We start from the raw sequence: 18,717 nt of genomic DNA, 5'->3' as shown, positions 1-18,717 counted from the left end.
CGTACCGGTGAGCCCCGCCCCCCTGAACTCCGGTGAGTCGACCGGGTTCGGGGGGTGCGGCTCGGTGACCCTGGTGGAAGGCGGCACCTTCTGCCTGTCCAATCGGCTCGGCGACGTCGAACCGGGTAAGCCGCACGGCTTGTTCTTCCGGGACGCCCGCGTGCTGTCGCGCTGGGAGTTGCTGGTGAACGGCAAACCCGCCGAGTCGCTTTCGGTGCTCAGTCCGGAGGCGTTCGCCGCCAGGTTCGTGTTGCGCAGGCCCCCGCAGGCGGGCCTGGCCGACAGCACGTTGCTGGTGGTGCGCGAACGGATCGTGGCCGACGGCATGCACGAGCTGATCACGTTGGAGAACATGGGTCGCGAGCCCACCGCGGTGCTGCTGGAACTGCATGTGGACGCCGACTTCGTCGACCTGTTCGCGGTGAAGGAAGGACGCGCCGGACACGGGCGGGCGGACGTGACGGTCGCCGACGGGGAACTGGTGCTGCACGATCACGCCGACCGCAGCCGGGGCATCTCGATCTCGGCGACCGTGGAGCCCGAGGTGATGCCCGGTTCGCTGCTGTGGCGGGTGATCGTGCCGGTCGGCGAATGCTGGCAGGCCGAGATCATCGCCCAGCCGACTGTGGGCAATCAGCGTTTCCAGGCGATCTCGCCGGGCGAGCACTACAACGTCAGCGCGCCGGGCCGCAAGATCGAGGCGTGGCGTGACACCGCCACCGACATCGCCGCGTCCGATCCGGCGCTCACCCGGGTGCTGCGCCGCAGCGAGAGCGACTTGGGCGCCTTGCAGATGCACGACGAATCCGGCGACGCCCGGCCTTTCGTCGCCGCGGGCGCGCCGTGGTTCATGACCCTGTTCGGCCGCGACAGCCTGCTCACCGCGTGGATGGCGCTGCCGCTGGAGGTGGATCTGGCGTTGGGCACGCTGCAGCAGCTGGCCGAACTGCAAGGTCAGGACGTGAACCCGCTCACCGAGGAGGAACCCGGCCGCATCATGCACGAGATGCGCCGCGGGCCCGCGGGCGGGCAGGTGTTCGGCGGCCACATCTACTACGGAACCGCCGACGCCACACCGCTGTTCGTGATGTTGCTGGCCGAATGTCATCGCTGGGGCGCCGATCCGGAGGCGATCCGGCACTTGCTGCCCGCCGCCGACGCCGCGCTGCACTGGATCACCGACTACGGCGACCGGGACGGAGACGGCTTCGTCGAGTACCGCCGCGCCACCGATCGCGGCCTGATCAACCAGGGGTGGAAGGACAGCTTCGACGGAATCAACGACGCCACCGGCCATATCGCCGAAGCGCCCATCGCGCTGTGCGAGGTGCAGGGATACGTGCACGCCGCGATGCTGGCCAGGGCCGAACTGGCGGAGGCCTTCGACGACTTGCGGTTGGCCGGCCAGCTGCGCGAACGTGCCGCGGAGTTGCGCGTCAAGTTCGCCGAACAGTTCTGGCTGCCCGACCGCGGCTGGTATGCCGTGGCGCTGGACGGCGGCAAGCGCCAGGTCGACGCGCTGACCAGCAATGTCGCGCACTGCCTCTGGTCGGGCATCGCCACCGACGAGCACGCGGCGGAGCTGGTGTCGCGGATGGCGGCCCCGGAGATGGATTCCGGCTTCGGGCTGCGCACGCTGGCGTCGAACATGGGCGCCTACAACCCGATGAGCTATCACTGCGGCTCGGTCTGGCCGCACGATACGGCGATCGCGGTGGCGGGGCTGCTGCGCTACCGGCACGTTCCCGGCGCGGTGGAACTGGCCACTCGGCTGGCCACCGGCCTGTTGGACGCGGCCGCGGTGTTCGACGGCCGCTTGCCGGAGCTGTTTTGCGGCTTCCCTCGGTCTCGATTCGCCACGCCCGTGCCGTATCCGACGTCCTGCTCGCCGCAGGCGTGGGCCAGCGCGGCGCCGCTGTTGCTGGTGCGCGCGTTCCTCGGGCTCGATCCCGACGCGCCGACCAGGACGCTCACCGTTCGACCGCAGCTGCCCGCGCGGTGGGGCAAGGTGTCGCTGCGCGCGCTGCGGCTCGGTGCGACCACCGTCGACCTCGAGGCAGAAGGCGCGCAGATCACCGCGGCGCGCCTGCCCGACGACTGGCGGTTGGTGACCCGATGACCTGCACCGATTGCCGCGGGGCGGGAGCGGGTATGCCCCCGAGGTAAGGACATTGCAAGCCTTCTCGCACTGATACGCAGCACGGGAGGTGCACGATGCAGACATCGCTGGACATACAGGATCTGTGGCGGACCCGGTACCGGGACTGTTCCGCGGAGCCGTCGACGGATCTCGACATGGATCGCGCGTTGTTCATTCGCAGCGTGCACGCCGGTCACGGCCCGGAGTGCCGCCAATATCTCGCGGCGGCGGCGTACTGTCTCGCCCACGGCGACGAGAACTGAACCATCGGCTGCACTCCGGAACGCGGTGTCGGCAGGGCACCCAGCGTCCTGCCGACACCACGCACCGCCGTGACGCCTACAGGATCGCGAAGGCGACCACGAGCCCGAGCGCGAAATGCGCGGCCGCCACCACGAGCACCTCGGTGGTGTAGGTGTCGGCGTGCAGTGCGGCGCCGATGTCGATGCCGAGCGCCCGTTCGATGACGCGCACCGAGATGACCTGCGCGACAATGCCGACCAGGCCGAACACCAGGGCGGCGATCAGGCCCTCGGAGAGCTTGCCGCCGCTGCCCACGGCGAAGATGGCGAGCACGACGATGAACGCCATGCTGATCATGCCCGCCGCGGTGACGATGACGGCGTTCGGCTTGCCCGCCACCACCAGCTTGCGCAGCTTGCCCGGCGTGGTCAGGTCGATGGCGTAGAAACCGACGAGCATGAGCACCAACCCGACGAGGGCATAGAGGACGATCGCTCCCACGCCCTCGCCGAGCGAGTTCCAGTACCCCGATTCCAGGGCGACTGCGGTCATCTTGATCCTTCCGAGATGGATCGGCATGCGGCCGAGATGGGTTCGTGCTTGACGGTGACGATGCTCAGTCGGTGGCGATGCGGTGCGGGACGAATGCGGAGCCGTCGTCGGTGATCAGTCCCGCGGTCTCGCGGATACCCAGCCCCGCCGCGGCGTCGCCGACGATCCACGCGCCGAGCACCGGACGCATGTCGTCGAATTCCGGCAGCGGATCGAGCAGTTGGTACACGTAGCCTTCCTCGCCGTAGACGCCGCCGGTCGCGGTCTCCAGTCCGGCGCCGACGATCGTCATGTTGGCGCCCTCGCGTCCCAGCTTCGGTTTGCGGATGTACTCGGTGAGCTCGTTGGGCTGGTCGAGGTAGGCGGGCAGCAGATTCGGGTGACCCGGGTACATCTCCCACAGCACCGCCAGGATCGCCTTGTTGCTCAGCAGCGTCTTCCACAGCGGTTCGATCCACATGGTCTCCGGCAGGCTGTCCACGACGCGTTTGCCGAAATCGTCGTCGAGCACCCATTCCCACGGGTAGAGCTTGAAGACCGCCTCCATCGGAGCCTCCGCCAGGTCGACGAAACGGTCCAGCTCGGAGTCGAACCCGATCTCCTCGATCGGCAGCGCGATGGTGTCGAAACCGGCCTCGGCCGCGGTCTCCTGCAGGTAGGCGGTGGTGACGTTGTCCTCGCCGGTGGCGTCCGCACCGGACCAGGTGAAGTGCAGCTGCGACGTGGGCAGCACGTCGCGCAACTCGCCCCACCGTTCGACCAGCTTCTCGTGCAACGAGTTCCACTGGTCGCCGCCGGGGTAGCGGTCGGTCAGCCAGTGCCACTGCACGATCGCCGCCTCCAGCAGCGAGGTCGGCGTGTCGGCGTTGTACTCCAATAGTTTCGCCGGACGCCGTGCGTCGTAGCGCAGGTCGAACCGCCCGTACACGTGCGGATCGGAACGCCGCCAGGATTCGGCGATCGGGCCCCAACTCCATTCGGGCAGGCCGAAATCGGCGTACCGCTCGGTGAGCACGATGTGCTCCACCGCGTTCAGGCACATCGAGTGCAGGAGTTCGACGTCGGCCTCCAAGGCGAGGATCTCCGACATCTCGAACTCGTAGTGCACCGACTCGTCCCAGTACGGTCGCGGCTGACCGCTGGCGTCCCGCCCCGGGGCACCGTAGACCAGGCCTTGGCTCTCGATGATCTGCTGCCAGCCCGGCCGGGGCGTATCCCGTACACGCCGCATCTACGATCCTCCGCCGCTCTTGCTACCCAGGCCGCCGCGCTGGACGGTGGTGCCGCTCTTGGTCTTGATCTCGGCGCTCTTCGGCTTGATCGTGGTGCCGCCGATGGGCGGTTTGCCGATCGTGCCGGTGCCGCCGTAGTAGTAGCGGTACTGCGGCCCGCCGCCGAGGATGATCAAACCGGGATTGATGCCGGTGTCGTTGACGAAGCCGGGACGGCCGTCTCCGCAGTAGGAGTCGTCGACCACGATTTCTTGGCCGTTCTCGGTCTTCACGCACTGGGCCGTGACCCGGTCCGGGGCAGCCAAGGCGCGATAGGCCAGATAGCCACCGCCGACCAGGGCGGCGACGCCGACGATGGCGACACCGCCGATCATGACGCGTTTGCGGGTGCGCTTCTTGGCCTCCTCGGCCGCGGCGGCCGCGCGCTGGACTTCCTCGGCGCGCTTGCGCGCCTTGTCGCGCGCTCGTGCCTCGGCCACCGTGGGCGGACGGGGGCGGGTCACGCCCGCTTCTTGGCGTTGGATACTGCCGGGGCGAGGAGTGGGCGCGGCGGGCGGCCGATCGGCGGGACCGCCCCCGCTCGATGGCACCGAAGTGGGCGTCGACCAGTCGTTTCCGGGCTGATCGGGGTCACCCGATGCGGACGTGGGGGTCGACCGGTCGGCGCCACCGGCGGCAGGTGTCGACCTGTCCTGTTCGTCGCCGGACGTCGGCGTCGGCGGTTGCCGGTCCTCGGCCGGGCGCTGTGGGCCGGACGGCCGCTCGGGCTCGTCCCGGCGCTGGTCACCCGGATCTCGCGTGCTCATCGCTGCGCCCCCCTCGTCGCCCGAACCACCACTACCGCTCCTCGAAACCGGTCAAATCACCCCGCGCGGGCTCCCAGCTTTCCACAACCAACCTGACCTGACCAGGTGTGTCCTCGGAACGCAAGAGGGTCAGCAACCGCTCACAAGCCGGCCGCGGACCTTCGGCGACCACGTGCACGCGGCCGTCCCTGGCATTCGTCGCGTGCCCGGCCAGTCCCAATTCGAGCGCGCGGGACCGGGTCCACCAGCGGAAACCGACGCCCTGGACCAGTCCGTGCACCCAGGCGCTCAACCGAACGGGCTCGTCCATCAGGCCTCGACGTCGAACGACAGCGTCACCTTCGATCCCGCTCGCAACGTCCGCCCCACGGTGCAGACCTTGTCGATCGCGCGCTGCACGGTGACCAGCAATCGTTCGCGGGCCTCCTCGTCCAGGTCGCTGAGGTCGAGTTCGAACACTTCGTCCAGCTGCGGGTAGACCTCGTTCTCCCGGTCGGCGTCACCGGAGACGCGAATGGTGGCGTCGAAGTTGTCGCCGAGTCTGCGCGACAGCGGGAAGTCCGCGCTCAGGCCGGAGCAGGCGGCGAGCGCGATCTTCAGCAGCTCGCCGGGGGTGAACACACCGGGGACGCCTTGCGAACCGATCAGGACCTCGGCGCCGCGGGAGCTGCGGCCGGTGTAGGCCCTGGTCCCGGTGCGCTCGACCCACAACGTGGTCGGCTCCGGCGCGCTCGGCGCCGCGGGGGCGGTGACGGGAGTAGCGGTCTGTTCAGCCATGGGTTCGATCCTGCCATTGTCGTCGCAATCAGTTCGCGGGCCTGGCAACGCCGCGCGCGGACGGGCCATTCCGCGCGGTCGGCGGACCGTGGCCGGGATTACTCCTGGAACCGGTATCCCATGCCCGCCTCGGTGAGCAGGTGCTTGGGGCGTGACGGGTCGTCCTCCAGTTTGCGGCGCAATTGCGCCAGATAGACCCGAAGGTAATGGGTCTCGGTGGCGTACGACGGGCCCCACACCTCCCGCAGCAGTTCGCGCCGCCCGACCAGCTTGCCGCGATTGCGCACCAGCATTTCGAGCATGCCCCACTCGGTGGGGGTCAGGTGCACGGTCTCGCCGCGCTTGGTGACCTTCTTGGCGGCCAGGTCGACGGTGAACGAGTCGGTGGTCACCACCGGCGCCGAGGCGTCGGGATCGGTGACGCCGCGCCGGACCGCGGCGCGCAGCCGGGCCAGCAGTTCGTCCATGCCGAACGGTTTGGTGACGTAGTCGTCGGCGCCCGCGTCGAGCGCTTCGACCTTGTCGGCGGAATCCGTCCGCGCCGACAGCACGATCACCGGCGCCGAGGTCCAGCCGCGCAATCCGGCGAGCACCTCGATGCCGTCCATGTCGGGCAGGCCGAGATCGAGGATCACGACGTCCGGATGCCGGTCGGCCGCCGCGCGCAGGCCCGCGCTGCCGGTCGCCGCGGTGATCACCTCGTAGCCGCGGACCGAGAGATTTATTCGCAACGCGCGCACGATCTGCGGTTCGTCGTCGACCACGAGCACCTTCGTCGCCACCGCATCGGGCGTCTTCGTCACAACCGCCGCCTCCTGTGTCGTCGCGGACACCTCACTCACCCGCGCTCGTCGTCTCGTGTGCCACGCCCGTGCCGTTCGCGTCCGGTGCCTCGCCGCCGGGCAAGTCGACCAGCATGGTCAATCCTCCACCGGGTGTGGGCTCGGCGTGCACGGTGCCGCCCATCGCTTCGACGAACCCGCGCACCACCGACAGGCCGAGCCCGACGCCGGTCGTGTTGTCCCGGTCGCCGCGCCGCTGGAAAGGCTCGAACAATTGCTCCTCGGTGCCGTGCGGCACGCCGGGACCGGTGTCGACGACCGCGATCGCGACCCGGTCGCCCGCGCGTTCGGCGGTGACCCGGACCGTGCCCGCGCGCGGGGCGTGCCGCAGCGCGTTGTCGATCAGATTGGCCAGCACCCGTTCCAGCAGGCCGTTGTCGGCGAGCACCGAGACGTCGCCGACCTCGACCCGCACCCGGTCCATCGCCGCGCGCCGCAGCCCGCGCGCGCCCATCCCGACGCTCACCAGCGCGCGGTGCACCGCCTCGTCCAGGTAGACCCGCCGCACCTGCGGCGTGACCACGCCGACCGCGAGCCGGGAGGAGTCGAGCAGATTGCCGACCAGCGCGGTGAGCTGATCCACCGACTCCTCGATGGTCTCCAGCAGTTCGGCGGTGTCCTCGGGGGAGAACTCGATGTCGTCGCTGCGCAGGCTGGAAACCGCCGCTTTGGCGCCTGCCAGCGGGGTGCGCAGGTCATGGCCGACCGCCGAGAGCAACGCCCGCCGCAGGCGATCGGCCTCCAGCAGGGCCGCGGCGGCGCTGGCCTCCTCGGCCAGGCGAGCCTGCCGGACCAGAGCGACGGCCTGGTTGGTGACCGCGTTCAGCACCGGACGGTCGGCGGCCGCCAGCGGGCGGCCGGCCAGCAGCAACCAGTGCACGGCATCGCCAGCCTCGACCACGGTGTCCGCGTCGGAGGGCCGCCGCGGTGGGCCCACTCCCACCTCGGCGAGAACCTGGTCACCCGATACCAGGGCGACCGCGCGCTGCCCGAACACCTCCCTGATCTGTTCGAGCAGCCGGGGCAGGTCCGCGCCGTGCAGGATCGCGCCGGAGAACATGGTCAGCAGCTCGGCCTGCCGGGAGGCCTTGCGCGCCTGCGCGGTTCGCTTCGCGGCCAGATCGACCAGGGCGGCCACCGCGACGGCGACGATGAGCAGCACCACCACGGTGATGAAGCTGTTCGGCTCGGCGATGGTCAGGCTGTAGCGCGGTGGCGCGAAGAACCAGTTCAGCAGCAGGCCCGACAGCAGCGCCGAGAAGGAGGCGGGCACGACCCCGCCGAGCAGCGCGACAGCGACCACGCCCACCACGAACACGGCACTGATGCCGCCGAGATCCAGCACCGAGTCGAGGTAGGCGGCGCTCAGCGCGCACACCAGGGCCGGTACGGCGACGGCGGCGAGCCACGCCGCCACCGGGCGGCGCGGATGCAGGGCCGCGTACCGGAATCCGCGGTGGGCCTCCTCGTGCGTCACCATGTGCACGTCGATCCTGCCGGAGCGTTGCACCACCGTGGAGCCGATGCCCTCATCGAAGATGCGCGCCCACCGCGAGCGACGGGAGGTGCCGAGCACCAGCTGGGTGGCGTTCGCCTCTCGGGCGAACTCGAGCAGGGCGGTGGGCACGTCCTCGCCGGTGACCGTGTGCAGGGAGGCATCCAGGCTGGCTGCCAGCTCGCGCAGCCGGGCCAGCCGCTCGGTGGAGACCCCGGCCAGGCCGTCGCCGCGCACCACGTGCACGACCACCAGATCGGCGCTGGATTTGGTGGCGATCCGGCCGGCCCGGCGCACGATCGTCTCCGATTCCGGACCGCCGGTCACCGCGACCACGACGCGCTCGCGCGCCTCCCACAGTTCGGTGATCCTGTGGTCGGCCCGGTACTTGGCCAGCGCGGCGTCGACCTGATCGGCCAGCCACAGCAGCGCCAGTTCGCGCAGCGCGGTGAGGTTCCCCGCGCGGAAATAGTTCCGCAGCGCCGCGTCGATCTTCTCGGCGGCGTAGACGTTTCCGTGGGAAAGCCTGCGCCGCAGCGCTTCCGGCGTGATGTCGACCAGCTCCACCTGGTCCGCCCCGCGCACAACGGCGTCGGGCACCGTCTCGCGCTGCTGGATGCCGGTGATCTGCTCCACCACGTCGTTGAGGCTCTCCAGATGCTGCACGTTGACCGTGGAGATCACGTCGATCCCCGCGTCGAGCAGCTGCGCCACGTCCTGCCAGCGCTTCTCGTGCGTGCTGCCGGGCACGTTGGTGTGCGCCAGCTCGTCGACCAGCACCACCGCGGGGGCGCGGCGCAACACCGCCTCGACGTCGACTTCTTGGAACGTGCTACCGCGATATTCGATCAGCTTCGGGGGGATGCGTTCGATGCCATCGAGCAGTGCCGCGGTTTTCTCCCTGCCGTGTGTTTCGACCACCGCGGCTACCACGTCGCGACCGCGCTCCAGTCGCCGGTGCGCCTCGCCGAGCATGGCGTAGGTCTTGCCGACTCCCGGCGCGGCGCCGAGGTAGATACGCAGCTGACCGCGTTTCACGCCTTCATCATCGCGCGTCGCGCCGCCCCGGCCGAACACCCCTGGGTCGTCCCGGCGCGCTGCGCCACGTCACCGCCGCACATCATCGGTCTCGATCCGCACCGGTTGCAGCCGCGGCGTCTGCGCACGAGCGCCGAACGCGCGAATGACCAGCGCGCAGCAGACGAACGCGACGACAAAGATCACTGCCGACATTGCGATCCTCTCTTCCTTCCCGGCTGGACGGCGCCGGTCGCGCTGGAATCGTCCCGCCTGGCCGGCTCTCCACTTCTACCGCCGCCAGGCGGGCCGACCTCGATTTTTACGGTGTGTTGACGGTCCGCCCGTGTTCCTTGACGCCATACTTGCGGGCATCGCGGGCCCGTCAACGAACCGCAAATGCCAGGTGCCGGGGCGTCAAGAAGTCGTCAGGAAACGACCGGACGCGCCATCGGGGCGCTTCACTCGCTCTGTCGCGCCGAAGCCCGGCGCGCGGATGGAGGTTGTCGAGTTATGTCGGTCGTGGTGTTCACCGCGCTCACCGTGGCGGCGTTCGCGCTGCTGGGGTTGGTCCAGCGCGGGGTGGAGAAGTTGTGACCGCGAACCTGATCGGTCTCGTTCTCGCCGCGGGCGTCGCGGTCTACCTGGCCGCGGCGCTGCTGTTTCCCGAGAGGTTCTGAGTGAGCACGACAACCGCGGGGATCGCCTTCGTGGCCTCCCTGATCTCGGCGCTCGCGCTGGTACACGTGCCGCTGGGCGACTACATGTACCGGGTCTACGAGGGACGTGCGCATTCTCGCGTCGAACGTCTCGTCTATCGCGCGATAGGCGCGCATCCCGAAGTCGAGCAGCCCTGGCCCGTGTACGCGCGCAGTGTGCTGGCCTTCTCGGCGGTCGGCATTCTCTTCCTCTTCTTCTTCCAGCTCGTGCAAGGCAGGTTGCCCCTGCACCTGACCGATCCGGGCACCGAGATGACGCCCGCGCTGGCGTGGAACACCGCGGTCAGCTTCGTGACGAACACGAACTGGCAGAACTACTCCGGTGAATCCACTCAAGGGCACCTGGTGCAGATGGCCGGGCTCGCCGTGCAGAACTTCGTCTCGGCGGCGGTCGGCATGGCGGTGGCCGTGGCACTGGTGCGCGGTTTCGCTCGCAGGCACACCGGTGACCTCGGCAACTTCTGGGTGGACCTGGTGCGCGGCACGCTGCGCATCCTGCTGCCGATCGCGTTCGTCTTCGCCCTCGTGCTGGTGGCGGGCGGCGTGATCCAGAACTTCCACCTGCACGACCAGGTGGCGCACACGCTGGGCGGCACCGAGCAGACCATCACGGGCGGCCCGGTCGCCAGCCAAGAGGTGATCAAGGAACTCGGCACCAACGGCGGCGGCTTCTACAACGCCAACTCCGCGCACCCGTTCGAGAACCCGGCCACCTGGACCAACTGGGTGGAGATCTTCCTGCTGCTGGTGATCAGCTTTTCGCTGCCGCGCACCTTCGGTCGGATGGTGGGCAGCCGCAAGCAGGGCTACGCGATCGTCGCCGTGATGGGGACGATCGCACTGCTCAGCGTCACGCTGACCAACCTGCTCCAGCTCCAGCACCACGGCACGGTGCCGACCGCGATCGGCTCCTCGATGGAGGGCGTGGAACAGCGCTTCGGTGTGGCGAATTCGGCCACCTTCGCCGGTGCGACCACCCTGACCTCCACCGGCGCGGTCGATTCGTTCCACGATTCCTACACCAGCCTCGGCGGTCTGATGACGATGTTCAACATGCAGCTGGGCGAGGTCGCGCCGGGCGGCACGGGGTCGGGCCTGTACGGCATGCTGATCCTGGCGGTGATCACGGTGTTCGTCGCGGGCCTCATGGTCGGTCGCACCCCGGAGTATCTGGGCAAGAAGATCACGCCGCGCGAGATCAAATTGGCCGCGTCGTACTTCCTGATCAGCCCGCTGATCGTGCTGGTCGGCACGGCCGCCGCGATGGCGATGCCGGGCCGGCGCGCGAGCATGCTCAACTCCGGGCCGCACGGACTGTCGGAGGTGCTCTACGCGTTCACCTCGGCCGCCAACAACAACGGCTCCGCTTTCGCGGGCCTGACCGGCAACACCGAGTGGTACAACACCGCGCTGGGCCTGGCCATGCTCTTCGGGCGCTTCCTGCCGATCATCTTCGTGCTCGCGCTGGCCGGTTCGCTCGCGCGGCAGGGCACCACTCCCGCATCGATCGGCACGCTGCCGACCCATCGTCCGCAGTTCGTCGGCATGGTCGTCGGCGTGACGGTGATCCTGGTCGCGCTCACCTTCCTGCCCGCGCTGGCGCTCGGGCCGCTCGCCGAAGGAATCCACTGACATGCCGAGTCCCGCAATCGATGAGAACGTCTCGGCACAGGCCGAGCCCGAGCGGCCGCGGGGCAAGAGTGTCCCGAACGGCGTGCTCGATCCCAAGATGCTGCTGACCTCGTTGCCGGACGCGGTACGCAAGCTCGATCCGCGCACGCTGTGGCGCAACCCGGTGATGCTGATCGTCGAACTGGGCGCGGTGTGGTCGACCGTGCTCGCGCTGGCGGACCCGACCTTCTTCGCCTGGGCGATCGTCGTGTGGCTGTGGCTCACAGTGATCTTCGCGAACCTGGCCGAGGCCGTCGCGGAGGGGCGCGGCAAAGCGCAGGCCGACACACTGCGCAAAGCGAAGACCGACACCGTCGCGCGGCGACTGGTCGAGTGGTCGCCGGGCGCGCGGGTGGTCGAGGAACGCGTCGCGGCCCCGGACCTGCGCCGCGGCGATCACGTCGTGGTCGAGGCGGGGCAGGTGATCCCCGGTGACGGCGACGTCGTCGAGGGCATCGCCTCGGTCGACGAGTCGGCGATCACCGGTGAATCCGCTCCGGTGATCCGGGAATCCGGCGGTGACCGGTCGGCGGTGACCGGCGGTACCACCGTGCTGTCGGACCGGATCGTCGTCCGGATCACGCAGGAACCGGGGCAGAGCTTCATCGACAAGATGATCGCCCTGGTGGAGGGGGCCAGCAGGCAGAAGACCCCGAACGAGATCGCGCTGAACATCCTGTTGGCGGCATTGACGATCATCTTCGTCTTCGCGGTGGTCACGCTGCAGCCGATGGCGATCTTCAGCAAGTCGAACAATCCGGGCGTGCCGGACACCGTGGCGCTGGACGCGCACGGCGTCACCGGCATCGTGCTGGTCTCGTTGCTGGTGTGCCTGATCCCCACGACCATCGGCGCGCTGCTGTCGGCGATCGGGATCGCGGGCATGGATCGCCTGGTGCAGCGCAATGTGCTCGCCATGTCCGGGCGGGCCGTCGAGGCGGCCGGAGACGTGAACACCTTGCTGCTGGACAAGACCGGCACCATCACGCTCGGCAACCGCCAGGCGGCGGACTTCGTCCCGGCGCCCGGCGTGAGCAACGCGGAACTGGCCGACGCCGCACAGCTTTCCAGCCTGGCCGACGAGACCCCGGAGGGCCGCTCGGTCGTGGTCTACGCCAAACAGGCCTACGGCCTGCGGGAGCGCACACCGGGCGAGCTGAGCCACGCGCGGTGGGTGGAGTTCACCGCGCAGACCCGGATGTCCGGCGTCGACGTCGGGGGCCGTCTGCTGCGCAAGGGCGCCGCGAGCGCGGTCACCGAATGGGTGCGATCGCAGGGGGGTTCGGTGCCGGCGGAACTCGGCGCCACCGTCGACGGCATCTCCGCCGCGGGCGGCACGCCGCTTGTCGTCGGCCAGGTCGACGGCGGTGCCGCCCGGGTGCTCGGCGTGATCCACCTCAAGGATGTAGTGAAACAGGGCATGCGCGAGCGGTTCGACGAGATGCGCAGCATGGGCATCCGCACGGTGATGATCACCGGCGACAACCCGTTGACCGCGAAGGCGATCGCGGACGAGGCGGGGGTCGACGACTTCCTCGCCGAGGCGACGCCGGAGGACAAGCTGGCGCTGATCAAACGGGAGCAGGAGGGCGGACGGCTGGTCGCGATGACCGGCGACGGCACCAACGACGCGCCCGCGCTGGCGCAGGCCGATGTGGGCGTCGCGATGAACACCGGAACGTCGGCCGCCAAAGAGGCGGGCAACATGGTCGATCTGGATTCCGATCCGACCAAGCTGATCGAGATCGTGGAGATCGGCAAGCAACTGCTCATCACGCGTGGCGCGCTGACGACGTTCTCCATCGCCAACGACATCGCGAAGTACTTCGCGATCATTCCCGCCCTGTTCGTGACGCTGTTTCCCGGCCTGGACCTGCTCAACGTCATGCGGCTGTCCAGTCCGCAGTCGGCGATCCTGTCCGCGGTGATCTTCAACGCCGTCGTCATCGTGGCGCTGATCCCGCTGGCGCTGCGCGGTGTGCGCTACCGGCCGTCGAACGCGTCGAAACTGTTGAGCCGCAACCTGACCGTCTACGGGCTCGGCGGCATCATCGCGCCGTTCCTCGGCATCAAACTCATCGACCTCGTGGTCCAGTTCCTCCCCGGGATGTCCTGACATGCGCCTTTCAACCTGGATCCGGCAGCATCTCGCCGCCCTGCGCGCGTTGCTCGCGCTCACGGCGATCACCGGAATCGTCTACCCGCTGGCCGTTTTCGCGGTGGCCCAGCTGCCCGGCCTGCACGAGAAGGCGGACGGGTCGCTGGTCGCCGTCGACGGAACGACCGTGGGCTCCGGCCTGATCGGGCAATCGTTCACCGGATCCGACGGTGCGGCCCTGGTGCGGTACTTCCAGAGCCGCCCTTCCGCCGCCGGTGACGGCTACGATCCGCTGTCCACCGCGGCGAGCAATCTCGGACCGGAAGACATCGTCGACACTCCGGCACGCGCGAGCCTGCTCACCACGATCTGCGCCCGCAGCAAGGAGATCGGCGACCGTGAGGGGGTCGACGGCAGTCGTCCGTTCTGCACGAAAGGCGGTGTGGGCGCGGTGCTGTCGGTGATCGGACCGCGTGACGCCGACGGGGACGTTTCGCATCCCGTTCAGGTCGTCAGCGTCAACGAGGCGTGCCCGGCGCAGCCCTTCGTCGCCGCATATCGCGGCGTCCGAGTCGAATGTGCCGCACCGGGACGGGACTACGCCGCCGGGCGAGTCGTCCCGATCCACGGCGACGCGCCCGCCGATCCGGCGGTGCCCGCCGATGCCGTCACCGCGAGCGGGAGCGGGCTGGACCCGAACATCTCGCCGGAGTACGCGGCCATCCAGGTGGCGCGGGTCGCGAAGGCGCGCGGGATTTCCGAACAGCAGGTGCGGGCGCTGGTCGCCGAGCACACCAGCGGCCGGACGCTGGGGTTCCTCGGCGAGCCGCGAGTCGAGGTGCTCCGGTTGAACCTGGAGCTGGATCGCCGGTTCCCCGGTTGATCCGCGCGGTGCTGCCGCGGGCGGGTGCCGGGTGCCGCCCGCGGCGGTCAGTGGCCGCGGGCGATCCAGTCGGCGAGGAAGGGTTTCTCCGCGCCGATGGTGGTGGAATCGCCGTGCCCGGTATGGACCGTGGTCTCCTCCGGAAGCGTGAGCAGGCGTTCGCGAATCGACTCGATGATCGTGCCGAAATCGGAGAACGATCGGCCGGTCGCACCGGGTCCACCGGCGAACAATGTGTCGCCCGTGAACACGACCTTCGCATCGGGCAGATGCAATGCGACGGAACCGGGGGAGTGGCCGGGGGTGTGCAGGATGTGAAGCTCGCTGTCCGACACGGCGATTCGATCGCCGTCCGCGAGTGGCCGGTAGGCCGTGTCCGGGTGGGTCATGCGCCACAGCGGCTCGTCGCCGGGATGCAGCAGGATCGGTGCCGCCGAGCGCTCGGCCAGTTCGGGGGCGACCGTCACGTGATCGTTGTGGCCGTGGGTGCACACAATCGCGCGAACGGTGCGCCCGGCGACCGCCGCGACGATCGGATCGGCGTCGTGGGCGGCATCGATGACAACCACTTCGTCGTCGTCGCCGACGAGCCAGATGTTGTTGTCCACCGCCCAGGTTCCGCCGTCGAGACAGAAGTCGCCGGAGGTGACGACGCGGTCGATGCGGACGGTCACCAGACCACCACCGAACGCAGCACGTCGCCTGCGTGCATCTTCGCGAAGGCCTGCTCGACCTGGTCGATCCCGATGCGCTCGGAGACGAACCGGTCCAGTGGCAGCCGTCCTTGGCGGTAGAGGTCGATCAGGGTGGGGAAGTCGCGTTCGGGAAGGCAGTCGCCGTACCAAGCGGATTTCAGCGCGCCGCCGCGCGAGAAGAAGTCCAGTAATGGCATCTCGAGGGTCATCTCCGGGGTCGGCACGCCGACGAGGACCACCGTGCCCGCCAGGTCGCGACCGTAGAAGGCCTGCTGCCAGGTCTCCGGTCGTCCGACCGCGTCGATGACCACGTCCGCGCCCCAGCCGTCGGTGTACTCCTGGATCTTCTCGACCACGTCCTCGGTGCTCGCGTCAACGGTGTGGGTGGCGCCGAAATCCGTGGCCCACCGCAGTTTCCGGGCGTCGCGGTCCACCGCGATGATGGTGCGCGCGCCCGCCAGCCGGGCCCCGGCGATGGCCGCGTCCCCGACGCCGCCGCAGCCGATCACCGCGACGGTGTCGCCGATCGAGACGTTGCCGGTGTGTATCGCCGAGCCGATGCCCGCCATCACCCCGCAGCCGAGCAGGCCCGCCACCGCCGGGTCGGCGGCCGGATCGACCTTCGTGCACTGGCCTTCGTGCACCAAGGTCTTGTCGACGAATGCGCCGATGCCGAGGGCGGGAGTCAGCTCGGTCCCGTCGGCGAGCGTCATCTTCTTGCTCGCGTTACGACTGTCGAAGCAGTACCAGGGCTTGCCGCGCTTGCACGCCCGGCACTCGCCGCAGACCGCGCGCCAATTGAGGATCACATAGTCACCCTCGGCCACGTGGCTTACCGCGGCGCCGACGGCTTCCACCACGCCCGCCGCCTCGTGGCCGAGCAGGAACGGGAAGTCGTCGGTGATGCCGCCTTCGCGATAGTGCAGGTCGGTGTGGCAGACCCCGCACGCCTGCACCCGCACCACCACGTCGTGCGGGCCCGGATCGGGGATCACCACCTCGACGAGCTCGACCGGTGCGCCTTTGCTGCGGGCCACGATCCCACGGACGGTTTCCGACACCTGTGCCTCCTGAGCGTTCTCGGGACGCGGATCCGGACGTTCCGCGAACCCGCGAGCTGAACACCTGTCCATACAGTTGTTCTCGGTTCGAACACTGCCGCCGGATCGCGGGAAGTCTCGAGTTTCGGCCGGGAATCACGACGGGGTTGACATTCCACTTTGGAGGGTTATGCTGAAGTAATATTCCACTATGGAGGGTGGGATCTGTCGATAGGACCAGGCATGGACATCTCCACCGGCACCCGCGCCTCGAATGCCGAACGCGACGCCGTGGTGCGCCTGCTCGGCAGGCATATGGCGGACGGGCGGATCGATCTGGCCGAATACGACCAGCGCGTCGCCCAGGTGTACGCCACCACCGACCGGGAGGACCTGCGCGCGGTGTTGTTCGATCTGCCCGAACTGAGCAAGGACGCGGGCGCACCGGCCTCCGCGCGCCCGCGCATCCCGATCTGGCAGCGCATCGAGGGCAGCGCCTGGCTCGCCGTGAGCGCGCTGGTGCTGGTCATCTGGGGCGCGATCTCGCTGAGCGTCGGCGCCTCGACCTACTTCTGGCCGGTCTGGGTGATCGGCCCGTGGGGCGCCGTCCTGGCGTTCCGCATGGTGGCCGGCTTCGAGAACGGCCGATTCACCCACCGCGCGAGCTGAGCGTCATTCCTCGGCGCTGTCACCCGGAACATCGAGTGACAGCGCCGTTTTCGTGTCCTACCATCTGCGCCGCGAGGACTCGTGCGGGGGAAGCGAGGTATCGCGGCGTGACCGCTGGTCGTCGCGATGGCGGCGGCTGGGTGGTTGGTCGTAGGTCCGTTCCGGTGCTCGGTCGGATGGAGTGGGGCGGTCGCGATAGGGAGTATCGGGTCGCTCTCGTCGGCCGGTCTCGGACTCGAAGTTCGTGGGCTCCTGGTCGCGCCCCGATTGCCGGTTCGCTCGCGGCCACCGGGCATCCCCTTCGTCGTAGCCGTCGCGATGTTCAGCGACGTGTGGTGTGCCGTGCTCGTCGTGCTGCCGACGTCTCGGCAGTTCGGGGCGGCCGGGTGTAGGGCGCGGGTGTGAATCCGTCCCGCCGCCGCGCGGGAGCCGATCGCCGCGCCGAGTGGGTTCGGGTTCGTCACGGCGACGGCGCGACGGCGTGGGCGAACCGTAGTCGTCGGCCGGACGCTTCGCTTGTCCGGTGGGCCGGGGTTTGTCGCCGCGAGTTCGTCGATCGGTATCGGTGCGCCGGGACGAGGGCGGCGGGTCGGCGGCTCCGCGCCGGGTGGAGCGAGTTTCGCCGTGCGCGGCCAGGGACTCGCGGGATCGTGTCGCAGCAGGTTTTCCACGGTGGCCATGGTCGTCGGAGGCTTTCGCGGACGCGCGGGCCTCCCGTGCGCCGGACGCGTCGTGCGACGGCTTCCGGTGGGATCTGCTCGCTTGGGGCGGCTGCGGCGGACGCCCCGGCTGGAGCACGGGAAGTTCCCGGGTGTCCTGGGTGGCGCTGACGCCCTTCTCCTGATACTTCGCGGAAATGTCCTGAGCGCGCAGCCACGCACCCGGGTCGTGGCGGGCGGCGGCGTCCAGCCACGGAAGGGTGTCCTCGAGCAGATCGAGCAGGTCGCCGGGCCCGTCGCCGAGTGCCCCGCGGATGGCGGGGAAGACGTCCGCGGGGAACGTCCACTTCCACTCCGACCGCGCCTCCCCGTGTCGGCGGCCGTGCAGGACGAGGTCGCCGGAGCGGGAGATTTTCGCCCGCACCGTTCGCGTGCCGGATTCGATGACGAGTTCGCCGGTCTCGCTGCGGGTGATCTGCTCCGTCTCGTCATGGTCGTCGAGTTCGCCGGGCTCGATGTCGTCGTCGGGGTAGACGCGGCGCATCCATTTCGTCACCGCGCCCAGCGGGAGCAGCGGCTGCCGGTCGTCCGAGTCGCCGGAGCGGGTGATCCGCAATGTCCGCGCAATCCCGGCGACGAGATCCGCGCTCCCAGGGGTTTCCGCGGGTTCGGGCAGGTCCTCGCCCTCGAAGTGAGCCATGGGCGCTGACCGCGCGCCGGCGCCGGTGCGTCCGGCACGCTCGCCCCTGCCGTACGCGGGGTCGGCGGATCGTCCGGCTCGACCGGGAAAATTCCCAGAACTGGGAGTTTCGGGTTCCTCGTCGTCGTCCCACGGCGGATCCGCGTCCTGCTCCTGCGCCCGCAGTTTGATCTCGAACCACGCCGCGCCCAGGGCGGCCGCACCGAAGGCGGCCGCGATCGCGACCTCCACCCGCACATCGCTCAGCAGCGCGCTCTTGCTGCGTTCACAGGCGTGCAGGAGCAGCAGGCTGCCGAGTACCAGCCCCGCGATCCGGGCAAGGCGGAACCGGGTACTTGTCCCTGGTGAGGGGGCAGACATCGTGGTGCGCTCCCGAAATTCCGCTGGCGAATCAGAGGGATCGTATGTGGCCGGAGGGTGTGGCGTCAGTGCCAGTTCGAGACCGCGCGGAATCGGCGGACCCACGGGTGGGGAGGGTA

General features: G+C 69.4%; 18 protein-coding genes. 7 read left to right on the top strand and 11 right to left on the bottom strand.

Annotated elements, in window-relative coordinates; genetic code table 11:
- The first annotated feature begins 7 nt into the window (after positions 1 to 7).
- Together ACWEH3_RS07160 and ACWEH3_RS07155 are read left to right on the top strand one after the other, a co-directional pair.
- Positions 8 to 2,119 (top strand): amylo-alpha-1,6-glucosidase, encoded by a 2,112-nt coding sequence (locus ACWEH3_RS07160; RefSeq protein ID WP_452358286.1) that lies wholly within the window; start codon positions 8 to 10, stop codon positions 2,117 to 2,119.
- Between the two features lie 95 nt (positions 2,120 to 2,214).
- Positions 2,215 to 2,403 (top strand): hypothetical protein, encoded by a 189-nt coding sequence (locus ACWEH3_RS07155; RefSeq protein WP_450019448.1) that lies wholly within the window; start codon positions 2,215 to 2,217, stop codon positions 2,401 to 2,403.
- A 76-nt stretch (positions 2,404 to 2,479) separates the two neighbouring features.
- Here ACWEH3_RS07155 and ACWEH3_RS07150 read toward each other — a convergent pair whose 3' ends face one another.
- From ACWEH3_RS07150 to ACWEH3_RS07115, 8 genes are all read right to left on the bottom strand, one after another.
- Positions 2,480 to 2,935 (bottom strand): DUF350 domain-containing protein, encoded by a 456-nt coding sequence (locus tag ACWEH3_RS07150; RefSeq protein ID WP_379251499.1) that lies wholly within the window; start codon positions 2,933 to 2,935, stop codon positions 2,480 to 2,482.
- A gap of 64 nt (positions 2,936 to 2,999) precedes the next feature.
- Positions 3,000 to 4,166, bottom strand: coding sequence for a glutathionylspermidine synthase family protein (locus ACWEH3_RS07145; RefSeq protein ID WP_450019446.1), 1,167 nt, complete (start codon positions 4,164 to 4,166; stop codon positions 3,000 to 3,002).
- Positions 4,167 to 4,973 carry a hypothetical protein gene (locus tag ACWEH3_RS07140; protein ID WP_450019444.1) on the bottom strand — a complete coding sequence of 269 codons (807 nt, stop codon included), beginning with the start codon at positions 4,971 to 4,973 and terminating at the stop codon, positions 4,167 to 4,169.
- 31 nt (positions 4,974 to 5,004) lie between these two features.
- A complete protein-coding gene (locus ACWEH3_RS07135; protein WP_450019442.1) occupies positions 5,005 to 5,283 on the bottom strand; it encodes an acylphosphatase in 279 nt (92 codons plus the stop codon).
- Positions 5,283 to 5,750, bottom strand: coding sequence for an OsmC family protein (locus ACWEH3_RS07130; protein WP_450019440.1), 468 nt, complete (start codon positions 5,748 to 5,750; stop codon positions 5,283 to 5,285). Before ACWEH3_RS07130 ends, ACWEH3_RS07135 begins: the two co-directional genes overlap by 1 nt.
- 98 nt (positions 5,751 to 5,848) lie before the next feature.
- Complete coding sequence (locus tag ACWEH3_RS07125) at positions 5,849 to 6,532, bottom strand: response regulator (RefSeq protein ID WP_450019489.1); 684 nt, start codon at positions 6,530 to 6,532, stop codon at positions 5,849 to 5,851.
- Positions 6,533 to 6,584: 52 nt separating this feature from the next.
- A complete protein-coding gene (locus tag ACWEH3_RS07120) occupies positions 6,585 to 9,125 on the bottom strand; it encodes an ATP-binding protein (RefSeq protein ID WP_450019438.1) in 2,541 nt (846 codons plus the stop codon).
- A 69-nt stretch (positions 9,126 to 9,194) separates the two neighbouring features.
- Positions 9,195 to 9,320 (bottom strand): hypothetical protein, encoded by a 126-nt coding sequence (locus ACWEH3_RS07115; RefSeq protein WP_356961266.1) that lies wholly within the window; start codon positions 9,318 to 9,320, stop codon positions 9,195 to 9,197.
- Between the two features lie 113 nt (positions 9,321 to 9,433).
- Between ACWEH3_RS07115 and ACWEH3_RS07110 the strand changes: the two genes are divergently transcribed.
- Genes ACWEH3_RS07110 through ACWEH3_RS07095 form a run of 4 tightly spaced genes read left to right on the top strand, consistent with a single transcriptional unit; the run spans position 9,434 to position 14,475 of the window.
- Positions 9,434 to 9,784, top strand: coding sequence for a potassium-transporting ATPase subunit F (locus ACWEH3_RS07110; protein WP_450019436.1), 351 nt, complete (start codon positions 9,434 to 9,436; stop codon positions 9,782 to 9,784).
- A complete protein-coding gene (gene kdpA / locus ACWEH3_RS07105; RefSeq protein WP_450019434.1) occupies positions 9,785 to 11,455 on the top strand; it encodes a potassium-transporting ATPase subunit KdpA in 1,671 nt (556 codons plus the stop codon).
- Position 11,456: 1 nt separating this feature from the next.
- Complete coding sequence (kdpB, locus tag ACWEH3_RS07100) at positions 11,457 to 13,610, top strand: potassium-transporting ATPase subunit KdpB (RefSeq protein ID WP_450019432.1); 2,154 nt, start codon at positions 11,457 to 11,459, stop codon at positions 13,608 to 13,610.
- A 1-nt stretch (position 13,611) separates the two neighbouring features.
- Positions 13,612 to 14,475: a potassium-transporting ATPase subunit C gene (locus tag ACWEH3_RS07095; RefSeq protein WP_450019430.1), complete on the top strand. Its 864-nt coding sequence runs from the start codon at positions 13,612 to 13,614 to the stop codon at positions 14,473 to 14,475.
- Positions 14,476 to 14,522: 47 nt separating this feature from the next.
- Here ACWEH3_RS07095 and ACWEH3_RS07090 read toward each other — a convergent pair whose 3' ends face one another.
- Together ACWEH3_RS07090 and ACWEH3_RS07085 are read right to left on the bottom strand one after the other, a co-directional pair.
- The gene (locus ACWEH3_RS07090) at positions 14,523 to 15,152 is read right to left on the bottom strand and encodes an MBL fold metallo-hydrolase (protein WP_450019487.1); all 630 of its coding nucleotides are present in this window, start codon (positions 15,150 to 15,152) and stop codon (positions 14,523 to 14,525) included.
- Complete coding sequence (locus ACWEH3_RS07085; protein ID WP_450019428.1) at positions 15,146 to 16,231, bottom strand: S-(hydroxymethyl)mycothiol dehydrogenase; 1,086 nt, start codon at positions 16,229 to 16,231, stop codon at positions 15,146 to 15,148. Before ACWEH3_RS07085 ends, ACWEH3_RS07090 begins: the two co-directional genes overlap by 7 nt.
- 222 nt (positions 16,232 to 16,453) lie before the next feature.
- On the opposite strand from ACWEH3_RS07085, the gene ACWEH3_RS07080 reads away from it, so the two are divergent.
- The gene (locus tag ACWEH3_RS07080; RefSeq protein ID WP_450019426.1) at positions 16,454 to 16,879 is read left to right on the top strand and encodes a DUF1707 SHOCT-like domain-containing protein; all 426 of its coding nucleotides are present in this window, start codon (positions 16,454 to 16,456) and stop codon (positions 16,877 to 16,879) included.
- 57 nt (positions 16,880 to 16,936) lie between these two features.
- Here the strand turns inward: ACWEH3_RS07080 and ACWEH3_RS07075 are convergent, their stop codons facing one another.
- Complete coding sequence (locus ACWEH3_RS07075; protein ID WP_450019424.1) at positions 16,937 to 18,598, bottom strand: hypothetical protein; 1,662 nt, start codon at positions 18,596 to 18,598, stop codon at positions 16,937 to 16,939.
- Positions 18,599 to 18,717: the final 119 nt, after the last annotated feature.

The organism is Nocardia sp. NPDC004718, from assembly GCF_053601535.1.
Note: the sequence above shows the minus strand (reverse complement) of the source record. Positions and strands in the feature narration are given on the sequence as shown.